At 72.0% G+C, this 19,886-nt stretch carries 19 protein-coding genes; 8 read left to right on the forward strand and 11 right to left on the reverse strand.

The genetic code is table 11. The features are described 5' to 3' along the window. The first annotated feature begins 33 nt into the window (after positions 1-33). A complete protein-coding gene (locus tag AC156L_RS07625) occupies positions 34-1,416 on the forward strand; it encodes a DUF2252 domain-containing protein (RefSeq protein ID WP_330875449.1) in 1,383 nt (460 codons plus the stop codon). Here the strand turns inward: AC156L_RS07625 and AC156L_RS07630 are convergent. Both AC156L_RS07630 and AC156L_RS07635 read right to left on the reverse strand, forming a co-directional pair. Continuing rightward, positions 1,400-2,047: a ceramidase domain-containing protein gene (locus AC156L_RS07630; RefSeq protein WP_330875448.1), complete on the reverse strand. Its 648-nt coding sequence runs from the start codon at positions 2,045-2,047 to the stop codon at positions 1,400-1,402. The two genes, AC156L_RS07625 and AC156L_RS07630, sit on opposite strands and share 17 nt — an antisense overlap. A 357-nt stretch (positions 2,048-2,404) precedes the next feature. Next, positions 2,405-3,013, reverse strand: a complete 609-nt coding sequence (locus AC156L_RS07635; RefSeq protein ID WP_330875447.1) for a TetR/AcrR family transcriptional regulator — start codon at positions 3,011-3,013, stop codon at positions 2,405-2,407. Positions 3,014-3,091: 78 nt separating this feature from the next. Here AC156L_RS07635 and AC156L_RS07640 point away from each other — a divergent pair, with 78 nt between their 5' ends. Both AC156L_RS07640 and AC156L_RS07645 read left to right on the forward strand, forming a co-directional pair. Continuing rightward, positions 3,092-3,499 (forward strand): RidA family protein, encoded by a 408-nt coding sequence (locus AC156L_RS07640; protein WP_330875446.1) that lies wholly within the window; start codon positions 3,092-3,094, stop codon positions 3,497-3,499. 79 nt (positions 3,500-3,578) lie between these two features. Further along, entirely contained in the window at positions 3,579-3,860 is a 282-nt protein-coding gene (locus AC156L_RS07645) for a TetR family transcriptional regulator (RefSeq protein WP_330875494.1), read from the forward strand. Here the strand turns inward: AC156L_RS07645 and AC156L_RS07650 are convergent, their stop codons facing one another. Then, complete coding sequence (locus AC156L_RS07650) at positions 3,861-5,480, reverse strand: ABC-F family ATP-binding cassette domain-containing protein (protein WP_330875445.1); 1,620 nt, start codon at positions 5,478-5,480, stop codon at positions 3,861-3,863. Positions 5,481-5,587: 107 nt separating this feature from the next. Between AC156L_RS07650 and AC156L_RS07655 the strand changes: the two genes are divergently transcribed. Then, complete coding sequence (locus AC156L_RS07655; protein ID WP_330875444.1) at positions 5,588-6,724, forward strand: C39 family peptidase; 1,137 nt, start codon at positions 5,588-5,590, stop codon at positions 6,722-6,724. 53 nt (positions 6,725-6,777) lie between these two features. Here the strand turns inward: AC156L_RS07655 and AC156L_RS07660 are convergent, their stop codons facing one another. After that, a complete protein-coding gene (locus AC156L_RS07660; protein WP_330875443.1) occupies positions 6,778-7,020 on the reverse strand; it encodes a DUF3040 domain-containing protein in 243 nt (80 codons plus the stop codon). Between the two features lie 63 nt (positions 7,021-7,083). Continuing rightward, a complete protein-coding gene (gene zapE, locus AC156L_RS07665; RefSeq protein ID WP_330875442.1) occupies positions 7,084-8,094 on the reverse strand; it encodes a cell division protein ZapE in 1,011 nt (336 codons plus the stop codon). A 59-nt stretch (positions 8,095-8,153) separates the two neighbouring features. On the opposite strand from zapE, the gene AC156L_RS07670 reads away from it, so the two are divergent. Further along, a complete protein-coding gene (locus AC156L_RS07670; RefSeq protein ID WP_414719850.1) occupies positions 8,154-8,897 on the forward strand; it encodes a pyrimidine reductase family protein in 744 nt (247 codons plus the stop codon). Between the two features lie 26 nt (positions 8,898-8,923). Continuing rightward, a complete protein-coding gene (locus AC156L_RS07675) occupies positions 8,924-10,003 on the forward strand; it encodes an ATP-dependent DNA ligase (RefSeq protein WP_330875440.1) in 1,080 nt (359 codons plus the stop codon). On the opposite strand, the gene AC156L_RS07680 is transcribed toward AC156L_RS07675, so the two are convergent. Then, a complete protein-coding gene (locus tag AC156L_RS07680; RefSeq protein WP_414719848.1) occupies positions 9,990-10,898 on the reverse strand; it encodes an EamA family transporter in 909 nt (302 codons plus the stop codon). The genes AC156L_RS07675 and AC156L_RS07680 overlap by 14 nt on opposite strands. A 191-nt stretch (positions 10,899-11,089) precedes the next feature. On the opposite strand from AC156L_RS07680, the gene AC156L_RS07685 reads away from it, so the two are divergent. Next, entirely contained in the window at positions 11,090-12,592 is a 1,503-nt protein-coding gene (locus AC156L_RS07685; RefSeq protein ID WP_330875438.1) for an alpha/beta hydrolase, read from the forward strand. A gap of 927 nt (positions 12,593-13,519) precedes the next feature. Here AC156L_RS07685 and AC156L_RS07690 read toward each other — a convergent pair. Continuing rightward, a complete protein-coding gene (locus tag AC156L_RS07690) occupies positions 13,520-14,185 on the reverse strand; it encodes a DUF6319 family protein (RefSeq protein ID WP_330875437.1) in 666 nt (221 codons plus the stop codon). A gap of 49 nt (positions 14,186-14,234) precedes the next feature. Continuing rightward, a complete protein-coding gene (locus AC156L_RS07695) occupies positions 14,235-14,858 on the reverse strand; it encodes a DUF2238 domain-containing protein (protein WP_330875436.1) in 624 nt (207 codons plus the stop codon). Between the two features lie 36 nt (positions 14,859-14,894). On the opposite strand from AC156L_RS07695, the gene AC156L_RS07700 reads away from it, so the two are divergent. Then, on the forward strand, positions 14,895-15,683 hold the full coding sequence (locus AC156L_RS07700) for an endonuclease/exonuclease/phosphatase family protein (RefSeq protein ID WP_330875435.1): 789 nt from the start codon (positions 14,895-14,897) through the stop codon (positions 15,681-15,683). A gap of 60 nt (positions 15,684-15,743) precedes the next feature. Here the strand turns inward: AC156L_RS07700 and AC156L_RS07705 are convergent, their stop codons facing one another. The 3 genes from AC156L_RS07705 to AC156L_RS07715 all read right to left on the reverse strand — a co-directional run bounded on the left by AC156L_RS07705 (position 15,744) and on the right by AC156L_RS07715 (position 19,813). Continuing rightward, on the reverse strand, positions 15,744-16,673 hold the full coding sequence (locus tag AC156L_RS07705; protein WP_330875434.1) for a DUF1996 domain-containing protein: 930 nt from the start codon (positions 16,671-16,673) through the stop codon (positions 15,744-15,746). Between the two features lie 38 nt (positions 16,674-16,711). Then, positions 16,712-19,471 carry a glycosyl hydrolase gene (locus tag AC156L_RS07710; RefSeq protein ID WP_330875433.1) on the reverse strand — a complete coding sequence of 920 codons (2,760 nt, stop codon included), beginning with the start codon at positions 19,469-19,471 and terminating at the stop codon, positions 16,712-16,714. A 129-nt stretch (positions 19,472-19,600) separates the two neighbouring features. Next, a complete protein-coding gene (locus AC156L_RS07715) occupies positions 19,601-19,813 on the reverse strand; it encodes a hypothetical protein (RefSeq protein WP_330875432.1) in 213 nt (70 codons plus the stop codon). Positions 19,814-19,886: the final 73 nt, after the last annotated feature.

Consider the following 19,886-nt stretch of genomic DNA (forward strand, 5'->3'; position numbering starts at 1 on the left):
TGAGGTGCCCGTTCGCGTTGCATGATGCCGTTCATGGGTGAACGGGTTCGTGCGGAGGCGGCGGCGGCGCTGGGCCGGTGGACCGAACCGGAGGAGGTCTACGCGGCCGGTCGCGCGCTGCGGGCGGCCGTCGGGCACCGGGCGCACCGCGAGGTGCTGCTCGCGGTCGACCGGCCGTCCATCCCGGACTACGTGCGCGCGAGCAACGAGGGCAGGCTGGAGACGCTGGTCCCGCTGCGCATCGGGCGGATGATCGCGTCGCCGTTCTCGTTCTTCCGCGGCAGCGCGGGCCTGATGGCGGGCGACCTGGCGGTGAGCCCGCGCAGCGGGGTGGACGTCCAGCTGTGCGGCGACGCGCACGCGGCGAACTTCGGCCTGTACGGGACGCCCGAGGGCCAGATCGTCATGGACGTCAACGACTTCGACGAGACCCTGCCGGGGCCGTGGGAGTGGGACCTGAAGAGGCTCACGACCAGCCTCGTGCTGGCGGGCCGCGAGGGCGGGGTGTCGGAGAAGGGCTGCCGCGACGCCGTCGAGGACGCCGTGCGGGCCTACCGGGGCGCGATGAGGCACATGGCGGAGCTGCCGTTCCTGGACTCGTGGAGCGCGCTCGGCGACGAGTCGGTGCTGACCAAGGCCAAGGCGAAGGACCTGGTCGACGAGTTCAGCAGGGCCGCGTCCAAGGCGCGCAAGAACACCAGCGCGAGGGTCGCCGCGAAGTGGACCCGCAAGGAGGGCGAGCACTGGCGGTTCATCGCCGACCCGCCGGTGCTGACCAGGGTCACCGAGAAGACCGCGGACGAGGTGGTCGCCGCGCTGCCGTCCTACGTGGACACGCTGCGCGAGTCCCGCCGCAACCTGATCATGCGCTACGGCGTGTCGGACGTGGCCTTCCGCGTCGTCGGCACGGGCAGCGTCGGCCTGCGCAACTACCTGGTCCTGCTGCACGGCAACGGCGACGAGGCGCTCGTCCTCCAGGTGAAGGAGGCGAGGCCGTCGGCGCTGGAGCCGTTCCTGGACGTGCCGCCGAGCAAGCACCAGGGCAAGCGGATCGTCCACGGCGCCAGGATGGTGCAGGCGGAGACGGACATCCTGCTCGGCTGGACCACCATCGACGGCCGCGACTACATCGTCCGCCAGTTCCGCAACCGCAAGGGCGAGATCGACGCGACCACGCTCAAGCGCGACGACCTGGACGACTACGGGCGCTTCGCGGGCGCGCTGCTGGCCCGCGCGCACACCCGGTCCGTCGACCCGCGGCTGCTCGCGGGCTACTGCGAGCGCGACGGCGAGGAACTGGACGAGGCGTTCGCGAAGTACGCGTTCGGCTACGCCGACCAGACCGAGGCCGACCACGCCGAACTGGTGGCCGAGGTGAGGGCGGGCCGCCTGCCCGCCCTCATCGAGGAGGACTGACCCGCACCAGCGCCTCGCGCGCGACCAGGTAGAGGACGACGGCGTTCAGCAGGTGCCACAGGTAGTGCGTTCCCGAGGGCAGACCGGGGCACGCGCTGAGGTCGACGGTCCGCAGCGTCAGCGACACCGCGAACACCACGGCGGCGAGCGCGAACGCCCGCCAGTGGTGCCGCGCGCCCTCCGGTCCGGAGAAGCGCAGCGCCACGGCCAACCCGGCCAGCGCGACCCCGGCGGCCAGGTAGGAGCCGGACCCGGCGGGCACGAGCAGCGACACCGGGAGCAGCACCGCGCCCAGCAGGGCGAGGCCGGGCGCGAACAGCCACGCCTTCGGCCACGACAGGCCCCAGAACCAGCGGCCGAAGCAGACGACGTAGAAGAACACGAACAGCGCGATGAACAGCACGTCGAACACGCGCGTCAGCTCGGTGGCCGCCGTGTGGAACGACAGGCTGCCCACCCCGATCAGCGCGAGCAGCACCACCAGCGCCCGCATGCTCCGCTCCACGGGCCGGTAGCGGAACCACAGGACCGCCGCGGCGAGCAGGAACGCGAGGTTGCTGAACGCGTTGAGCGGCTCGCCCCACAGTCCGGGGGCCAGCCGTTCGCAGTAGGTGTCGACGTAGTCGTTCATGGTGTGGGTTCTAGCGCACCGGATCCGGGTGGGTACTGCCGTGTGACGGATCCGGGCCGGATCGCGTGGTCAGGCCCGGTGAGAGCACCGGGCCTGACCACGCGAGGGCCCGCGCCGAGGCCACCGGGCTCGACGTCGTCGACGTCCCCGAGCGGGACGCGGACGTGCGGCTGCCGCCGCGCGGCGAGGAGCAGGCCCGCGCCGTCGGTCGGTGGCTCGCCGCGGTGCCCGTCGCCCAGCGGCCGGACGTGGTCGTGTGCTCGCCCCCCGGCGCTGGGCACGGCGTGGTTCGCCACCCGGGAGCTGGACCACCAGCCGGTGCGGGTCGGCACGATGCGCTCCTGGGCCTGACGCGCCCTACCCGACCCGCCAGCCCCGCTCCACCGAGGCGCGGCACCGGTCCGGCCGGTCGCCCGCGCCGGTGAACAGCGCGGTCAGCAGGACGGGACCGTGGTCGAGCGCCTCCCTGGGCAGCGGACCGGTCGCGACCAGCGACACCAGCCCGTGGCCGACGACCCAGCTCTGGGTGGCCAGGTCGAGCGGGACGACGTCGGCGCGGAAGCGCTCGGCCGCCCTGCCCCGGACGACGGCCTGGACCATGTGCTCCAGGGTCGCGTCCGCCGCGCCGAGGTCTTCGAGGTCGAAGTCCGCGTCGAACATGACCCGGTACAGGTCGGGGTGGTCCAGCGCGTTCGCGAGGTAGGCGGCCACCAGCGCGGTCAGGTCCAGCACGGCGTCCGAGGACGGCTCCACCAGCGCGAACCTGGCCGCCAGCCGGGTGAAGCCCTCCTGCCGCAGCGCCCTCCACATGCCGTCCATGCCGTCGAAGTGGGTGTAGACGGCCATCGTCGACACGCCCGTCCCGGCGACCAGCGACCGCAGGGTGATCGGTTCGCGGGTGCGGAGCATGTGCGCGGCCCGTTCGAGCAGTCGGGTGCGGACCGCCGGATCCTTGGGCCTGACCATGTGCTGAGATTACATAGCATTGCACTGCTATGTTTACGGGGTCCCGGATCCACGGGACTCCCACGATGAGGAGACAGCATGGCCATCACCCTGGTGAACCCCGAAGGACTGCCGAAGGTCGACCTGTACCGGCAGGTGTCGGTCGCCACCGGGTCGAAGCTGGTGTTCATCGCGGGCCAGGTCGCCCGCGACGCCGACGGCGGCAGGGTCGGCGAGGGCGACCTCGCGGCCCAGGTCGAGCAGTGCTACCTCAACGTGGGCACGGCGCTGGCCGCGGCGGGCGCCACCTTCGACGACGTGGCGAAGCTGACCGTCTACCTCGTCGACTGGACCCCGGACAAGATGGCGCTGGCCGTGGAGGGCATCTCCAGGGCCGCCGCGAAGCTGGGCACCACGCCGGGCGCGCCGCTCACCGGCATCGGCGTCGCCGCGCTGGCCGAGCCCGACATGCTGGTGGAGGTCGAGGCCATCGCGGTCGTCGACTGAACCGGCGGCCACCCCGACCAGGGCGAACGGGCGGACGCCCTGGTCGGCCCACCCAGCAGCGAGCCCGTGGCGTGCACGACTGGCCGCCGCGCGGGAGCTGTTCGTGGCCCGCGGCTACCCGAGTGCGGCGGTGGGCGACATCGCCGCACTCGCCGGGGTCTCGGTCGACACGGTCCACAGCTCGGTGGGCCGCAAGCCGGTGCTGCCGCGGGAGCTGGTGGAGACGTCGCTGTCCGGCCGGGACCACGCGGTCCCGGCCGGACAGCGCGACCACGTGCTCCTGGTCCACGAGCGCGGCTGGACCCCCGAGCAGTTCCGGGAGTGGATCACCGACTCGTGGACCAGGGCCCTGCCTGCCTGATCAGCGGGCCCGCCGCACCCGCGCCTCGTCCCAGACGGGCTCGGACACCTCGGACACCACGCCGTCGGACCGGAACAGCAGGAACCGGTCGAACGAGCGCGCGAACCAGCGGTCGTGCGTCACCGCGACGACGGTCCCGGTGAACTCCTCCAACGCCCGTTGCAGGGCCTCGGCCGAGTTCAGGTCGAGGTTGTCCGTCGGCTCGTCGAGCAGCAGCAGCGTCGAGCCCGCCAGTTCCAGCAGCAGCACCTGGAACCGGGCCTGCTGGCCACCGGACAGCGACTCGAACCGCTGGTCGCCGCTCTGCCCGAGCCCGTAGCGGGTCAGGATCGCCATGGCCGCGCCGCGGTCCTTGCCGGTCCGCGAGCCCTCGCCGTGCCAGAGGATGTCGACCAGCGTCCTGCCGACCCACTCGGGGTGCTGGTGGGTCTGCGCGAACAGCCCCGGCAGCACCCGCGACCCGGTCTTGCAGACGCCGGTGTGCGCCACGTCGCCGCCGCCGAGCAGCCGCAGGAAGTGGCTCTTGCCCGACCCGTTCGACCCCAGCACCGCCACCCGGTCGCCGAAGAAGATCTCCGCGTCGAACGGCTTCATCAACCCGGTGAGTTCGAGGTTCTCGCACGTCACCGCACGCACGGCCGTCCGACCGCCCCGCAGTCGCGGGGTCACCTTCTCGTCGGTCGGCAGCTCCGGCGGGGGCCCGGCCTCCTCGTACTTCTTCAGCTTCGCCGACATCACCCGGTACTTGGCCGCCATGACCTCGGAGATCGTCGCCTGGATCTGGAGGGTCCGCACCAGCTCCTTGAGCCGGTCGTGCTCCTCGTTCCAGCGCTTGTGCAGCTCCTTGAGCCGGTCGATCCGCGTGGTCCTGGCCTCGTGCCAGGTGCCGAACGAGCCCGCGTGCGTCCACGCGCTGTGCGCCTCGACCGTCACGACCTGCGTGGCGGCGATCGACAGCAGCTCCCGGTCGTGGCTGACCAGCAGCACGCCCTTGTCCGTCTCGGACAGCCGCTGCTCCAGCCACCGCTTGCCGGGCACGTCGAGGTAGTTGTCCGGCTCGTCGAGCAGCAGCACCTGCTCCTGGCCGCGCAGCAGCGCCTCCAGCACGAGCCGCTTCTGCTCGCCGCCGGACAGGGTCTTCACGTCGCGGAACCGGGCCCGGTCGTACGGGACGCCGAGCGCGGCGACCGTCACCGTGTCCCACAGGACCTCGACGTCGTAGCCGCCCTCCTCGCCCCAGGCGGTGATGGCGTTCGCGTACTTCATCTGGGTCGGCTCGTCGTCGGTCTCCATCAGCGCCAGCTCGGCGCGGTCCAGCTCGACGGCCGCCTTGCGCAGACCCGGTGGGGCGACGGCGAGCAGCAGGTCGCGGACGCTGCTGTCGTCGCGCACCGAACCGACGAACTGGGGCATCACCCCGAGCCCGCCCTGCACCCGCACGCTGCCCGCCGCCGGGGTCAGCTCACCCGACAGGATCCGCAGCAACGTGGTCTTGCCGACGCCGTTGGCGCCGACCAGCGCCACCACCGACCCGGCACCGACCTTGAACGACACATCGCGAAACAGCTCGCGTCCGTCGGCGAGACGGAAGGCAAGTCCATTCGCATCGAGGAAACCCACAGTGGGTCATCGTCGTCTGATGGGTGCCACAAGACCAAATCATTTGGTGTATCACGGTGGCTCGTCGCGCCTCCGAACACAGAGGTGCATCTCAGGGAAGGAGCTCGATGACCAGCATCGAGTCGGCTCGGCTGGTGGCGGCGCAGCTCGGTGTGCTGGTGACGCTGGGCGCGTTGCCCGCCCTGCCGGACGGCTCGCGGCTCGACCGCTCGCCGACGCCGGTGCACGACGTGAACGGCGAGCTGCTCCTGTGGCGGATCGGGTCGACCACCGGGCGCGGGTACGTCGACGTCGCCGCCCACCCGAGGCTCGGAGCGCCGCTGGTGGCGGTCGCCCCGGAGGCCGCGTGGGAGCCGGAGATGCTCCTCGGCGAGGCCAGGAGCCTCGACGTCGAGCACGACGAGCTGCAGTTCGTGGCCTACAGCTTCCCCAAGCTGGCCGTCCGGTTCCTGCTCGACGGCGTCGAGGTCGCGCTGCGCGAGCTGCACACGTGGGAGGAGGTGCCCGAGGTGCGCGAGGACCTGGGCGAGCCGCCCGGCGAGTTCGAGCGCTGGTCGTTCCTGGACGAGCAGGACGCCGAGACGAGACTCGTGCGCGAGGAGCGCTACCAGCAGCGGATCGAGGCCCTGACCCACCTGGCGAACGTGCTGCACGTGGACGAGCCGGTCGTGCGCCGGTTCGACCGCAAGATCGTCGAGCAGGTGCTGCGCCCCCGCGTGGACGCGCTGGAGCTGCACTACTCGCACAGCTTCGCCGACCAGTCGAGCTGCCTCGGCCTGGTCGGGCAGGAGACGAACCGGTGGAGCGCGGCGGCGAGCACCCAGATGATCCTGGACTTCTACCGCTACCGCTACGACCAGGAGCGGCTCGCCGACGAGCTGGGCCTGGGCACGGAGGAGCACCCGGTGGGGCTGCCGCCGAGCAGGGACTTCGACGTCGTGGTGGCGCTGGAGAACCTGACCGGCAAGTCGCTGTCGGCGGCGCTGTCGACCACGCCGACGTTCGCGGAGTGCCGTTCGGAGATCCGCGCGAACCGGCCGGTGATCAGCTTCATCCCCGGCCACTCGCGGGTCGTGGCCGGGTACACGCGGACGAGTTCGCTGCTGCTGATCGGCGCGAGCTTCGCCGCGTTGCAGGTCAACGACCCGTGGCCGCCGAGGGCGGGTGTGGTGACGCGGTGGGAGAACGTCGACACCATCGTGTGCCGGAGCACCGTGACGGCGCGGGTGACGCTGGTCCCCTAGCGGTGGAGGAGGAACGCGGTGCCGGGCGTCACGGCACGGTGCTCATCCGCCGCTCAGCGCCACGTGGTCCCGCGCAGGAGCAGCACGACCGACACCATGCCGAAGCAGCCGATCGCGGCACCGAGCACCCCCATCGCCAGGAGGAACGTGCCGATGGCCGCGAAGAGGACCGCCAGCACGGTGGTCGGCTTGGGACCGGCCCGTCCCGTCGCCAGCCGTCCGTCCAACAGGGGGTCGTCGAGGCGGAACTGGTGCTCGATCTCGGCCAGCGACCGGCGCTCGGATTCACTCAGCATCGGGACTCCTCCACATGCTCCAGGCAGGGTCGGAGTACCCCGATTCCGGGGTTTCAACCCGAACTACCTCCGGGAAAGCGCGACGAGCCTGGACACGGCCCTCAGGTACTTCTTCCGGTAGCCGCCGCGCAGCATCTCGTCGGTGAACAGCTCCGACAGCGGACGCCCCGAGACGGCCACCGGGACGTCCCGGTCGTAGAGCCGGTCACCCAGCGCCACCAGGCGCAACGCGACGGACTGGTCGGCCGCCGGGCGCACGCCGCGCAGGTGCACCGCGGCAACCCCGTCGACCAGCCTGCCGTAGCGCGACGGGTGGATCCGGGCCAGCCGGGCGCACAGGGCGTCGAAGTCGTCCAGCGTCGCGCCGGGGGTGGCCTCCGCGCTGGCGGCCAGCTCGTCGTCGGTCATCGGGTCCGGCGCGTCCGGCAGGCCGCGGTGCCGGTAGTCGGGGCCGTCGACGCGCACGACGTCGAACCGCGCCGACATGGCCCGGATCTCGCGCAGGAAGTCCTGGGCGGCGAACCGGCCCTCGCCGAGCTTGTCCGGCAGCGTGTTGGAGGTGGCCGCGACGAACACGCCCGCCCCCGTCAGCTCCTTGATCATCCTGCTGACCAGCGTCGTGTCGCCGGGGTCGTCCAGCTCGAACTCGTCGATCGCCAGCAGCCGGTGCTCGGACAGCCGCCGCACGGCCTCGCCGAACCCGAGCACGCCGACCAGGTTGGTCAGCTCGACGAACGTGCCGTACGCCTTCGGCCCCGGAACGGCGTGCCAGAGCGAGGCCAGCAGGTGGGTCTTGCCGACGCCGAACCCGCCGTCGAGGTACAGCCCGAGCTTCCCCTCCGGCGCCGCCCTGCGACCGAACAGCGACCCGAGCCAGCCGCCGCCGGAGTCGCCGCCGACGCGCTTCGCGAACGCCGCGCACGCCGTCACGGCCGCCGCCTGGCTGGGCTCGTCCGGGTTGGGCACGTAGGTGTCGAACCGCACGTCGTCGAACCGGGGCGGCGGGACCAGGGAGTTCACCAGCTCGTCCGCTTCGATCCGGGGATCTCGGTCGGCCAGGCGCGGAGCGGACATGCGGCACAGGGTATCCGCGGAGGACGGCCGCGACCCCAGGGTGTGTTGGGATGAACTCCATGCGCACCCTCCTGCCCCCGCACGACGGCGAGATCACCGACGCCGACCTGGAGCGGGCCTACGACTACCCCTCCGACCTGGACCGCCCGTGGGTGCAGGTGAACTTCGTGTCCAGTGTGGACGGCGCGGTCGCGGTGGACGGACGGTCCGCCGCGCTCGGCAACCCGGCGGACAAGAAGGTGTTCATGCTCGGCCGCGACCTGGCCGACGTGGTGCTGGTCGGCGCGGGCACCGCCAAGGCCGAGGGCTACCGGGGCGTCCGGGCGGGAGAGGTGCGCGCCGAGCGCCGGGCCAGGCTCGGCCGGGCCCCGGTCCCGCCGATCGCCGTGGTGAGCGCCCGCGCCTCGATCGACCCCGACTCCCCGCTGGTGACCGACACCTCGGTGCCGCTGATCGTCCTGACCACGTCGTCCGCCTCGGCCGAACGCCGGGAAGCGCTGGTCGCGGCGGGCGCGGACGTCGTCGTGGCGGGCGGGACCGAGGTGGACCTGGTGGCGGCGCTGCGCGCGCTGGACGAGCGCGGGCTGCGCCGGGTGGACTGCGAGGGCGGTCCTGCGCTGTTCGGGTCGCTGATCGCCGCGGACCTGGTGGACGAGCTGTGCGTCACGATCGCGCCGAAGCTCGTGGGCGGCGGGGCTGGTCGGATCGCGCACGGACCGGCGGTGCCGCCGCGGGACATGACCCTCGTCTCGGCCCTCCACCACGGGTCCGCGCTGCTGCTGCGGTACCGGCGCGTGCGCTGACCAGCCCGAAGAGGCAGGATGGCCCGGTGCCGCTACCGCTGACCCCGCCGTTGCAGCCCATGCTCGCGACCGCCGTGGACGAGATCCCGACCGGCAAGGACCTGCTGTTCGAGCCGAAGTGGGACGGCTTCCGCTGCCTGGTCTTCCGCGACGGCGACGAGGTGACCCTCCAGTCGCGCAGCGGGAAGCCCCTGAACAGGTACTTCCCCGAGGTCGTCGAGGCGCTGGGGCGAACGCTGCCCGAGCGGGTCGTGCTCGACGGCGAACTGGTGGTCGCGAAGGGCGACCGGCTCGACTTCGACGCGCTCGCCGAGCGCATCCACCCGGCGGCCAGCCGGGTCGCGCTGCTGTCCGAGTCGACACCCGCGGCCTACGTGGCGTTCGACCTGCTCGCGCTCGGTGACGACGTGCTGCTGGAACGGCCGTGCGTCGACCGCCGGGAGGCGCTGCTGGGGCTGCTCACACCGGGTGACGGGCTCTACCTGACCCCGGCGACCACGGACGTGGAGCTGGCGGCGCAGTGGTTCGAGCTGTTCGAGGGCGCCGGACTGGACGGCGTGATCGGCAAGCCCGCGACCTCGGAGTACACGCCGGGCAAGCGTTCGATGATCAAGGTCAAGCACGCCCGTTCGGCCGACTGCGTGGTCGCCGGGCTGCGCTGGCACAAGGACACCGACCCCGGCACGGCCGTCGGGTCGCTGCTGCTCGGCCTGCACGACGACGCGGGTGTGCTGCACCACGTCGGGGTCGTCGGGTCGTTCAGGGCCGAGCGCCGCCGGGAGCTGGCCGAGGAGCTGCGCGACCTGATCACCGAGGCCGACCACCCGTGGCTCGGGCCGGACGCCGAGGACGGCCGCAGGCTGCCCGGCGCGATCAACCGGTGGCGCGGCCAGCACGCGTCGTGGGTCGCGCTGCGGCCCGAGCGCGTGCTGGAGATCTCCTACACGCAGACCGAGGGCGCCCACCCGGCGCGGCTGCGGCACAACGGCCAGTTCACCCGGTGGCGGCCGGACCGCGAGGCCGACTCGTGCCGCTACGACCAGCTCGAACAGCCCGCGCGCTACGACGTGGAGTCGGTGCTGCGCGGCGAGGTCAAACCCGCCTAGCGGTGCGGGTGGCGCCGACGGAGGCGAGCACCACCAGGCACACGGCCACCCACTGGACCGGGTGGAGCGCCTCGCCGAGCACCACCAGACCGGTGAGGGCGGCCATCGCGGGTTCCAGGCTCATCAGGATGCCGAACACGCTCGGCGGGATCGTGCGCAGCGCCTCCAGCTCCAGCGAGTACGGCACCACCGACGACAGCAGCGCCACGCCGAGACCGGAGATCAGCACGATCGGGTGGAACAGCGACGTGCCCGCGTCGGCGATGCCGAACGGCAGCACGACCAGCCCGCCGCACACCATCGCCAGCGCGAGCCCCTGCCCGTCGGAGGACTGGCTGCCCAGCGCGGCCGTCAGCAGGATGTACCCCGCCCAGCACAGGCCCGCGAGCAGCGCGAACAGCACACCGGTCAGTTCGAGGCCGCCGTCGGCGCGGGTCAGCAGCAGCACGCCGCCCGCGGCCAGCAGCGCCCACAGCCCGTCGACCCACCGCCGCGACCCGACCACCGCGACCCCCAGCGGGCCGAGGAACTCGATCGTCACGGCCGCGCCGAGCGGGATCCGTTCGATCGCGAGGTAGAAGGCCACGTTCATCGCCCCGAGCACCACGCCGTAGGAGACGACGGTGGCCAGCATCCGGCGGGTGATCCGCGGCGACGGCCGCCAGACCAGCACGAGCACGGCGGCGGCGAACACCAGCCGCAGCGTCACCGTGCCCGACGGGCCCGCGATCGTGAAGAGCTGCTTCGCGATGGCGGCGCCGACCTGGATGCTGATGATCGACAGCATCACCAGCGCGGGCGGTGGGACCGCTCCCAGCACCCGCACCGCCGCCGAGAACGGTCCCGACCCTCCCAGCGGCTGCCCCGACGTCGGTCCTGCCTGCGCCCTCACCACCCGACCATCCTGCCTGTCCGAAGTGGATTCGCGAATTCCCCCGCCCGGTGGTCGGGAACGCTGCGCTCACCGAAGTCTCACCTGGCCCGTGCGACCCTCTGCCCTGTCCGGCCTTCGTCACCGCCTGTCGAGAGCGAGGAACCACAGTGCCGCGTCGGCGCCACGCCGCCCTTTTGCTTCCGCTCGTGGTGATGACCGCACTGAGCGCGTGCAGCGCGGGCCCCTCCATCCGACCGGTGATCGCCGTGCTCGGCGACAGCGGCCCGACGAGCGCGTCCGCGCCGTCCGGCCCGCAGCCCGTCCCGGAGCTGGAGGAGGGCAAGGACGGCACCCTCAACTGGCAGGAGTGCACCGACTCCACGGTCCTCCGGCTCGGCAGCACGGCACCCCGGTCCTCGAACACCTACCAGTGCGCGCGGATGCCGTCCGTGCTCGACGCCCCGAGCAGGCCGGGGCGCGGCAGCATCAGCGTCGCCGTCCTCAAGGTCGGCACCGGCAAGACCCCGCTCGTCGTCGTCAGCGACGCCGACGGCGAACCCGGCACGCTCAAGGCCGCCAGGCTCGGCGCGTCCCTGCCGCCCGAGGTGCTGAGCACGTTCACGCTCATCGGCGTCGACCGGCGCGGCACCGGCAAGTCCGACGGCGTCCAGTGCGTCCCCTCCTCCGCCCGGCTCGACATCGTCGAGTTCGACCCGGCCAAGACCGACCACACCGAACTGCGGACCGCCATCACCACCGCCAGCCAGGAGTGCGTGCTCGACCTGGAGAACCGGCTGACCGCGATGGACTCGTGGCGCGCCGCCGCCGACCTGGAGAAGCTGCGCGACCTGCTCGGCACCAGCACGCTGAACGCGATCGGCGTTGGCGACGGCTCCAAGGTGCTCACCCTCTACGCGAGCCGCTTCCCGACCCGCATCGGCCGCATGGTCTTCGACGGCGCGCCCGACCCCACCCTCGACACCATCGGCGCCTCGGAGGCCGAGTCCGTGGCCGCCGAGGCCACGTTCGACGCGTTCGCGAAGGACTGCGCGATCCGCGGCTGCCCGCTGGGCGCGAACGCCAAGGCCGAGCTCACCGCGCTGCTGGAGCAGCTCCGCACCAGCCCCGGCCGGTCGCTCGGCATCTCGCTCACCCCCGGCACCGCGCTCCAGGCCGTCCTGGTCGGGCTCGCCGACCGCGGGCGCTGGCCCGCGCTCGCCGACGCCCTCGCCGCCGCCAAGGCGGGCGACAGCGCGGGCCTGACCGCGCTCGTCGAACCGCTGGTCGCCGACGTCGACGAGAACCCGCCGAGGCTCGACGCCGCCCTCGTGACGGGCTGCAACGACAGCGCGACCCGCATCCCCCCGGACCGGGTGACCGTGCTGACGCAGGACTGGCGCGAGAAGCACCCGCTGTTCGGGGCGATGTACGCGCACCGTCTGCTGCTGTGCGCCTCCTTCCCGGTCCCGCCGCCGGTCAAGGTGCCCGCGCTGGTCGGCTCACCACCGATCCTCGTGCTGAGCACCGCCAACGACCCGGTGACGCCTCAGCAGGGCACCGAGCGCGCCGTCGGCGCACTGCCCGCGGGCGTGCTCATCGGCTGGCAGGGCGGCGGCCACGGAGCGCTCGGCCAGTCGGAGTGCGCGACGGCGGCGGCGGTCGCCTTCCTGGTCAACGCGAAGGTGCCCGCGAACGGGACCGTCTGCCCGCCGTGACGCACGGCCGAGCCGGTCTGGTCCAGGCCAGGCCGGGCCAGGCCAGGCCGGGCCGGTCTGGTCCGTTCCGGGCCGGGCCGGTCTGGTCTGGTCTGGTCTAGTCCGGTCCGGCAGACGGGTGGCGTGAGGATGGCCGCTCACCGGTAGTCACCGTTCGAGGATTCCACCGGGGCCGCACTATTCTCCTTGCGGCGGAAGGAAAAACGGCCGCCGTGGCCGCGGGGTGCCGGTCGGACGGCCGTTTCACCGGCCCACCGCCCGCACTCCCACCACAGGTCTCGCTCACGGTCGCCGCACACAGCGGCCCACCGCAGCGCGTCACGCGGCGGGCCGCCCCTCGCCGCCTCGCACACCCGACCGCACCCCACCGCCCGCGGGCACCCGCCCCACAGAACCCACCGCAGGCAACCGCCAAAGAACCACCTGCCCGCAGGCAACCGCCCCACGAAATCACCCACACGCAGGCGACCGCCCGCCCGCAGGGCAGCCGCCCCGCAGACCCGCGACAGCCCTCGCACCACCGCCATCACGGGCCGAAGAGCGAGCGCACGCGAGGGTCGCCCGGTCGTGAGCGCCCCCCGAACCTCAACCTACCCAAGGGGTCCGACAGTTTTCTGGGCCCGACGCGGCAGCGGCCCCGGTCGTGGAGACCGGGGCCGCTGTCCTGTCAGGTCAACAGCTCGAACAACATCCGCAACCTGGACCGGTGCATCCGCCGCAGCAGTTGCAGCCACCGAGCTGGACCTGTTCCACCGTCGTGCTCTCTACCGCCATCATGGCCTCCCCGTGATCGAGCGGACCTCCAGCACCGAAGGTATTTCGCCCTCACCGTCCGCCCTACCGCCGGGGAGGGGAAGTCCCCTCACCCGATCGCGGCTGGTTAATCACTGGTACGTCGCAGTACGTGTTCACCGATCAGCCGTCCGCTCACCCCGACAGCTCGTCGAGCGCCTTCTGGGCGGCTTCCAGTTCGGCGCGCAGCTGTTCCACGCGGGCCAGGTGGGTTTCGCGGGCCGCGTTCAGCACCGCGTCGACCGCTGACGCGACCTCCGGGTGCAGCAGCTTCGCGGCCTGCGCCACCGCGCTCGGTGCCAGAGCCGCCTGCCTGAGCGTGCGCTTGACACCGACCAGCACCTCGGCCGCCCACTCACCGTCGACGGTCGACGTGAGCGTGATGGTGACCTCGGCGGGCTTCGCCTGCTTGCGGGCGGACGACGCGGCGCGAGCCGGTGCCGCCGCCGGTTTCGGCTTCTCCACCGGAGCGGGCGGGGCGGGGGTGTAGACGTGGCCGATCTCCACGGGCTTCGGCGGTTCCGGCTCCTTCACCGGAGGCTTCGCCGCCGGTGCCTTCTTGCGCGGGGGCTTCTCGGTGGTGAGCTCCGCCGGGGAGAAGGAGATCTCGTCGCGCTCCCCCGTCGGACGCACCTGGATGAAGTCGCCCTCCTCGGGCTCGGTGAACGCGATCACCTTCGCCGATCGCCCGGCCTCCACCCCGACCGCGGCCGAGGTGAACCAGACAGCGGGCTGGCGCCCCTCGGCGAGCTCCGCGCGCAGGTGGTCGACGTCCTGCGGTGACAACGAGCTCTCTGCCATCTGCCCCTCCAAAAACGATCTTGAAATTCTCGTCCGGGTGCAGACTGCCTTACGGCACCGACAGTTTTGACATCGGCATCCGCGACAGCTGCCGGTCGTGCACGCGCCCGAGCGCCAACTGTGCGCCCAGCGCCCCCAGGAGGGCAAGGAGCATGTCCCACTGGCTGTCCCACACATCCCCTTGCGTGCCAAGGAAGTCCTCGGCCGATTCGCCCCCGATGACGGCTCCCGCCCACTCGACCAGCTCGTACGCCGCGCTCACGCCGAGGCAGGTCGCGGTCACGAGCGCGAACAGCCAGCGGCCGGGCCGCAGCGGCGTCCGGCGCAGCAGGAGTTCGCGGACGACGACGGCGGGCACGAAGCCCTGGACCACGTGGGCGAACCGGTCGTAGGGGTTGCGCTGGAGCTCGAACAGGTCGCGGACGCGGAACCCGACCGGCACCTCGGCGTAGGTGTGGTGGGCGCCGAGCGCCAGCACGAGCGCGTGGCCGACGATCAGCCAGCGGGTGAGCCGCGTCAGGGGGAACCCGCGGTGGGTGAGCACCAGGACCGGCAGCGCGATGAGGACGGGCGCGACCTCCAGCGCCCACGTGCCGTGGCTCTTGGGCCCGATGGCCGACACGGCCACGGCCGCCACGACGAGCCCCACCTGGACTATCGGTTCGCGTTCCATGCCCGGAATCCTGCCCGCAGTGGCAGCATCGTGGCCATGGGCATAGTCGCGCTGGTGCTGACCGCCGTCCTGACCGCAGCCTCCGCCACGTCGGCCGCGGCTCCCCGGACCGAGCTGTCCGTGATGACGTTCAACGTCCACGCGGGCATCGGGTCCGACGGGGTGTTCGACCTGCCGAGGGTCGCCGAGGCGATCCGGGCGCAGCGGCCCGACGTGGTCGGCCTCCAGGAGGTCGACGTGCACTGGTCGGAGCGCAGCGGGTTCGTCGACGAGGCCGCCGAACTGGCCCGGTCGCTCGGCATGGCGGTCTTCTTCGCGCCGGTCTACGACCTGCCCGGCGAGCCGCGGCGGCAGTTCGGCGTGGCGGTGCTGAGCCGGTACCCGATCCTGCGGACGCACAACCACCCCATCACCAGGCTGTCCACACAGGACCCCGAGGCGGTGCCCGCTCCCGCGCCGGGGTTCGCGGAAGCCGTCGTCGACGCGCCGGGCGGGCCGGTCGGCGTGTACGTGACGCACCTGGACTTCCGGCCGGACCCGTCGATCAGGGCGACGCAGGTGCGGGAGATGCTGGCGATCATGCGCGGACCGCGGCAGGTCCTGCTGGGCGACCTGAACGCCGGGCCGGACGCGCCGGAACTGCGACCGCTGTGGGAGCGCCTGGTGGACGCGGGCGGCACCGCGACCTACCCCGCGGGAGCACCGACCGAGCGGCTCGACCACGTGGCCGTGAGCCGCGGCTACCGGGTGCTGGACGTGCGGGTGCCCGACACCACCGCCTCCGACCACCTGCCCGTCGTCGCCCGCGTCGCGGGACGGCCGTGACGGCGGACCCGACGCGGGCCGGTGGGTGAGCGCGCACCCACCGGCCGCCACCGGTTCCCGCTAGGCGGGGTTGCCGTCGTTGCCGCACTTGCGGCCGGGGTTGATGCAGTTGGTCATCCGGCGCTGGAGCTCGTTCGGGTCCCAGGCGTTCATGAAGTCGCCGTGGAACGTGTAGCCGGGGGCGTTCGTCGTGTTGACCCCGTTGACCGTCCCGCCGAGCGAGAGGCCACCGCCGTTCACCGGGTAGGTGATCAGCAGTTCGAGCCGGGGCAGCACGACCGGGTGGGTGCTCGGGCAGCTTCCGGCCCAGAACACGACGTGGTCGCGGTGGTTGGCGGAGTCCAGGTTCCGGCCGTCCCAGCAGGTCGGGAAGTCCAGGTAGGTCTCCAGTTTGGTGCCCGCCGGGCAGTTCATGAAGTTGCCGCTCGACGGGCTCTGCGTGGTGCACGACCAGCGCGCGGACGGGTTCTCCGCGGGACTGGCCGCCTTGCTGTTGCCCACCACGTACCGCAGGCCCTGCGGCGGCGCCTTGGCCTGCGCCATGTCGTGGATGCCCTGGTAGTACACGGTCACGCTCTCGGGCGCGACCGGTTGGCCGTTCTTGTACAGCGTGGGCACCCAGTACGCCGACAGGTCGGCGGCGGGGTTGCAGTTCGTCGTCGCCGCCTTGAGCGACGTGGTGGTGGAGTTCGCGTTCGTCGACCGGTTGCCGAAGAACTCGTGGACGTGCGAGACGCCTGACTGGCCGGGGAAGACGATCGGGTCGTCGCCCGCTCGGTGGCTGCTGCCGCAGGTCACCCGGAACTCCGAGGCACCCGCGATCCCGATCTGGCCCTCGATGGCCCGCGCCTGCTGCTGGTCGACGGCACCGGGGTGGCTGCCGTGGTTCGGTCCCGCTCCCGCGGGCTGGTAGGTCACGACCACTCCGATCGCCGCGATGGCGATCGTCGTGGCCGTGACCCCGATCAGTCCTCGTAACCTCCTGCGCATGTCGTGCTTACCTCCTCAACCGGTGAGGCGGCGGCGGATCACTGCCCGAACGAGAACCAGTTGACGTTGACGAAGTCAGCGGGCTGCCCGCTCGTGAAGGTCAGGTACACGTCCTGCTTGCCGGTCAGCGGCGACATGTTCGCGGGCACGGTGCGCCAGCTCTGCCAGCCGCCGGTGTTGGCGACGGCGAACGAGCCGAGCACGGTGCCGGTGGGACTGCCGACGCGGACCTCCACCAGGCCGCTCACGCCGCCCGCGGCGCCGCTCGCGACCCGTGCGCTGAACTGCCGCCCGGTGGCGGAGCCGAAGTCGACCCCCCGGAACAGCGCCCAGTTGCCGTTGCCGAGCCCGGCCAGGTTCTGCCCCGCCCCGCTGTCGGTCGTGGTCTCGGTGAGCACGCCGCTCTGCCCGTCGAACGACTCCGCCTGGATGGTCGCGAACGCGTTGCGGCTGCCGGGCGGGTTGGTCGTGGTCGTCGTCGTGGTGGTCGTGGTGGTCGTCGTCGTGGTGGTCGTCGGGACGACACCACCGCCACCGGAGTCGGTGCCGCTGCCCGCCGGACCGCGCCACGCGGTCGAGGACGCGGGCACCGACAGGGACTGCCCGTCGGAGAAGCTCACCGTGGCCGCGGTCGTGCCGGGGTTGTAGGCCACGTAGGTCTTCGCGCCGTTCTTGTTCAGCACCGCGTACGTCGGGACGCTGGCGGTGACCGAGTGGTCGGGCGTGCCGTGGGTGTTCAGCGACGTGATCCAGTGGTAGGCGTGCGCCCTGGAGTCACCGGCCTCCGGTTCGAGACCGCCGCCGTAGTTGGCCAGCGCCTGCGCCGGGTCCGCGATGGCGAGGAACTCGGTGATGACGTCCTTCCACTCCACCTCGGTCCCGCCGTTGGCCGCCCGCATCTCGGCGATGTTCTGGAGGATGTCGGCCTTCCACGCGCCGTGGTAGAGCGAGCCGCCGGTGATCGGCAGCATGTTGATGCCGTGGATCTCCTCCGGGTTCGCCGTCCACCACGTGCCGTACGTGGCGCCCGCACCCCAGACGATGCCGACCGTGCCGTGGTTGAAGCCGCTCGGGAAGACCGCGTTGTCCTTGTTGAACCAGTACTGGCCGATCGCGGCCTGCTGGGTCGTGTAGAGGTAGATGCCCGCGTCGCGCAGGGTGTTGTCACCGGTCGCCTGGCCGAACAGGACGGCGGCGGTGGCGAACATCATCGACTCCGAGGAGGACTCCTCGTTGTTGCCGTGCGCGAAGCCAGCGTGGCCCGACGCCCAGTTCTGCCCCGCGTACGCGTCGAACGTGCGCAGGAACGGGAAGCGGCTCTCGGAGCGGTCGTAGTTGTTGGCGTCCTTGACCAGCATCTTGATCATGCCGCCGTAGCGGGCGTCCGACGCCCACGCCGGGTCGTGCTGCGCCACGATCGCCGCGGCCAGGATGTAGTAGCCGTAGTGGAAGTGGTGGTCGTTCAGCTCCTGGTCGGACCCGAACGACGCCGGGTAGCCGATCAGCGTGTCCCACGTCGAGTCGTAGGCGAAGTGCCTGCCCGACTCACCGGGGGTCGCGGTCAGCCAGTCGGTCAGCCGGTCGCGGACCATGCCGATGAGCCGGTCGCGGCCCGCCGTGTAGCCGATCTGGTTCGCGATGCGGGCCAGGTTCGACAGCCGGTTGAGCGCCTTGCCCGTCCAGTAGGTGTCCGTCGCGCCCTTCCACGGGTCGGCGGCGTTCAGCTCGGCGTCGATCTCGTTGCGCAGCCTGGTGGTGTCGGCCTGCGACGACAGGGGCAGAGCGGGCAGGACGCCGCTGAACGCCTGGCGCGTGGTGAACGAGCCGCCCTCGCGCAGCCGCATCTCACCGCGCGGCGAGGTGTAGCGGTGGGCGGTGACCGCGTCGGTGGAGTTCAGCCACTGGTGGCGGTAGAGCGCCTGGAGCGTGCCGGTCTGCGTGCCCTGCTTGGCGACCGTGGTCGCCGCGTAGGTCGCCGACGACTGCGCGGTGCCCGCGTTGTAGGACCAGGACACCTTGGTGTCCGTGACGAACGAGAAGGCGTACTTCTGGAACAGGGCCAGCGCGTCGCGGGACGGCAGCAGCGCCACGGAGAAGTAGGCGGCGGCCGACGTGGCCTCGGAGCCGGAGACGGTCCAGTTCGACGGCGAGAACAGGGCGTACTCGTGGCCGTTGACGGTCACCCCGAGGACGCCGGGGTTGTTGCTCCACACCGTGGCGGTGGCGTTGAAGCCGACGCGGGCGTTGCCGCCGGTCGCCTCGGCGTAGACGAACGGCAGGCCGTGGCCGATGGTGGTGCGCAGGGTGCGGCCACCGGCGGTCCACAGCGGACTGACCGTCCAGTCGGACCAGCCGTCGACCGAGACGCCGGGCGCGTTGAGCCCGGAGACGCCGACGAACAGGTCGTCGCGGTGCAGCATCTCGTAGGCGGTGCCGTTGGACACGACCGCCGCGGTGTTCGGGTAGCCGACGCCGAGGCCCTGGGCCGCGGCGTGGAACGACATCGGGTGGGCGTACAGGTTCTCGCCGTACGGGTTGCCCGCGTAGCGCTGCCACACCAGCGAGGACCACCACTCGTTGGTGGGCACGGCCTGGCCCGCCATGCGCGAGGTGACCTTCGGGGTCACCGGCGCGCCGTCGGAGTTGGACGGTCCGGCGGCACCGGCGGGCCGCTCGGTGGCGTAGCTGCCTGCTCCGACCGCGACCGCGTTGGCGGCCGGGGGGAGTATCAGGGTGATCGCGGTGGCCGCGGCCAATGCGGCGGCGAACGCCGCCAGGCGTGGTCGGGTCGAACGCACAGGGGACCTCCAGCGGAGCAACAGGGACTCACACTGTGAGAGCGCTCTCACATTGTCGATACGGTAAACCCGATGTGTCCGGCTGTCTACGATTTGTTTCGTTTGTGCGTCTTGGCGGAAAGCCGAGGGCTACTCGCCCTCGGCCTCCTCCGCGCCCCGCAACCGGTACTCGCACCCGTACTCGACCGCGTACTGGAGGTCGTAGTGGTGCACGATCTTCGGTCCACCGTGCAGGTGTACGTGCGTCAGCGTCGGCTTCGGCTCGGCCTGCGGCTCGGCGTGCGAATCCACCCGGCCGTCCAGAGGCCCGCCGACGAAACGCACCACATAGGCATGAGTCATCGCGACCTCCCGTTCCACCACTCCACCCGTCCGCACCATCGTACGAGGACGAACCTGCGTTGGCGGCCATTCG

It is taken from the genome of Umezawaea sp., assembly GCF_057122925.1.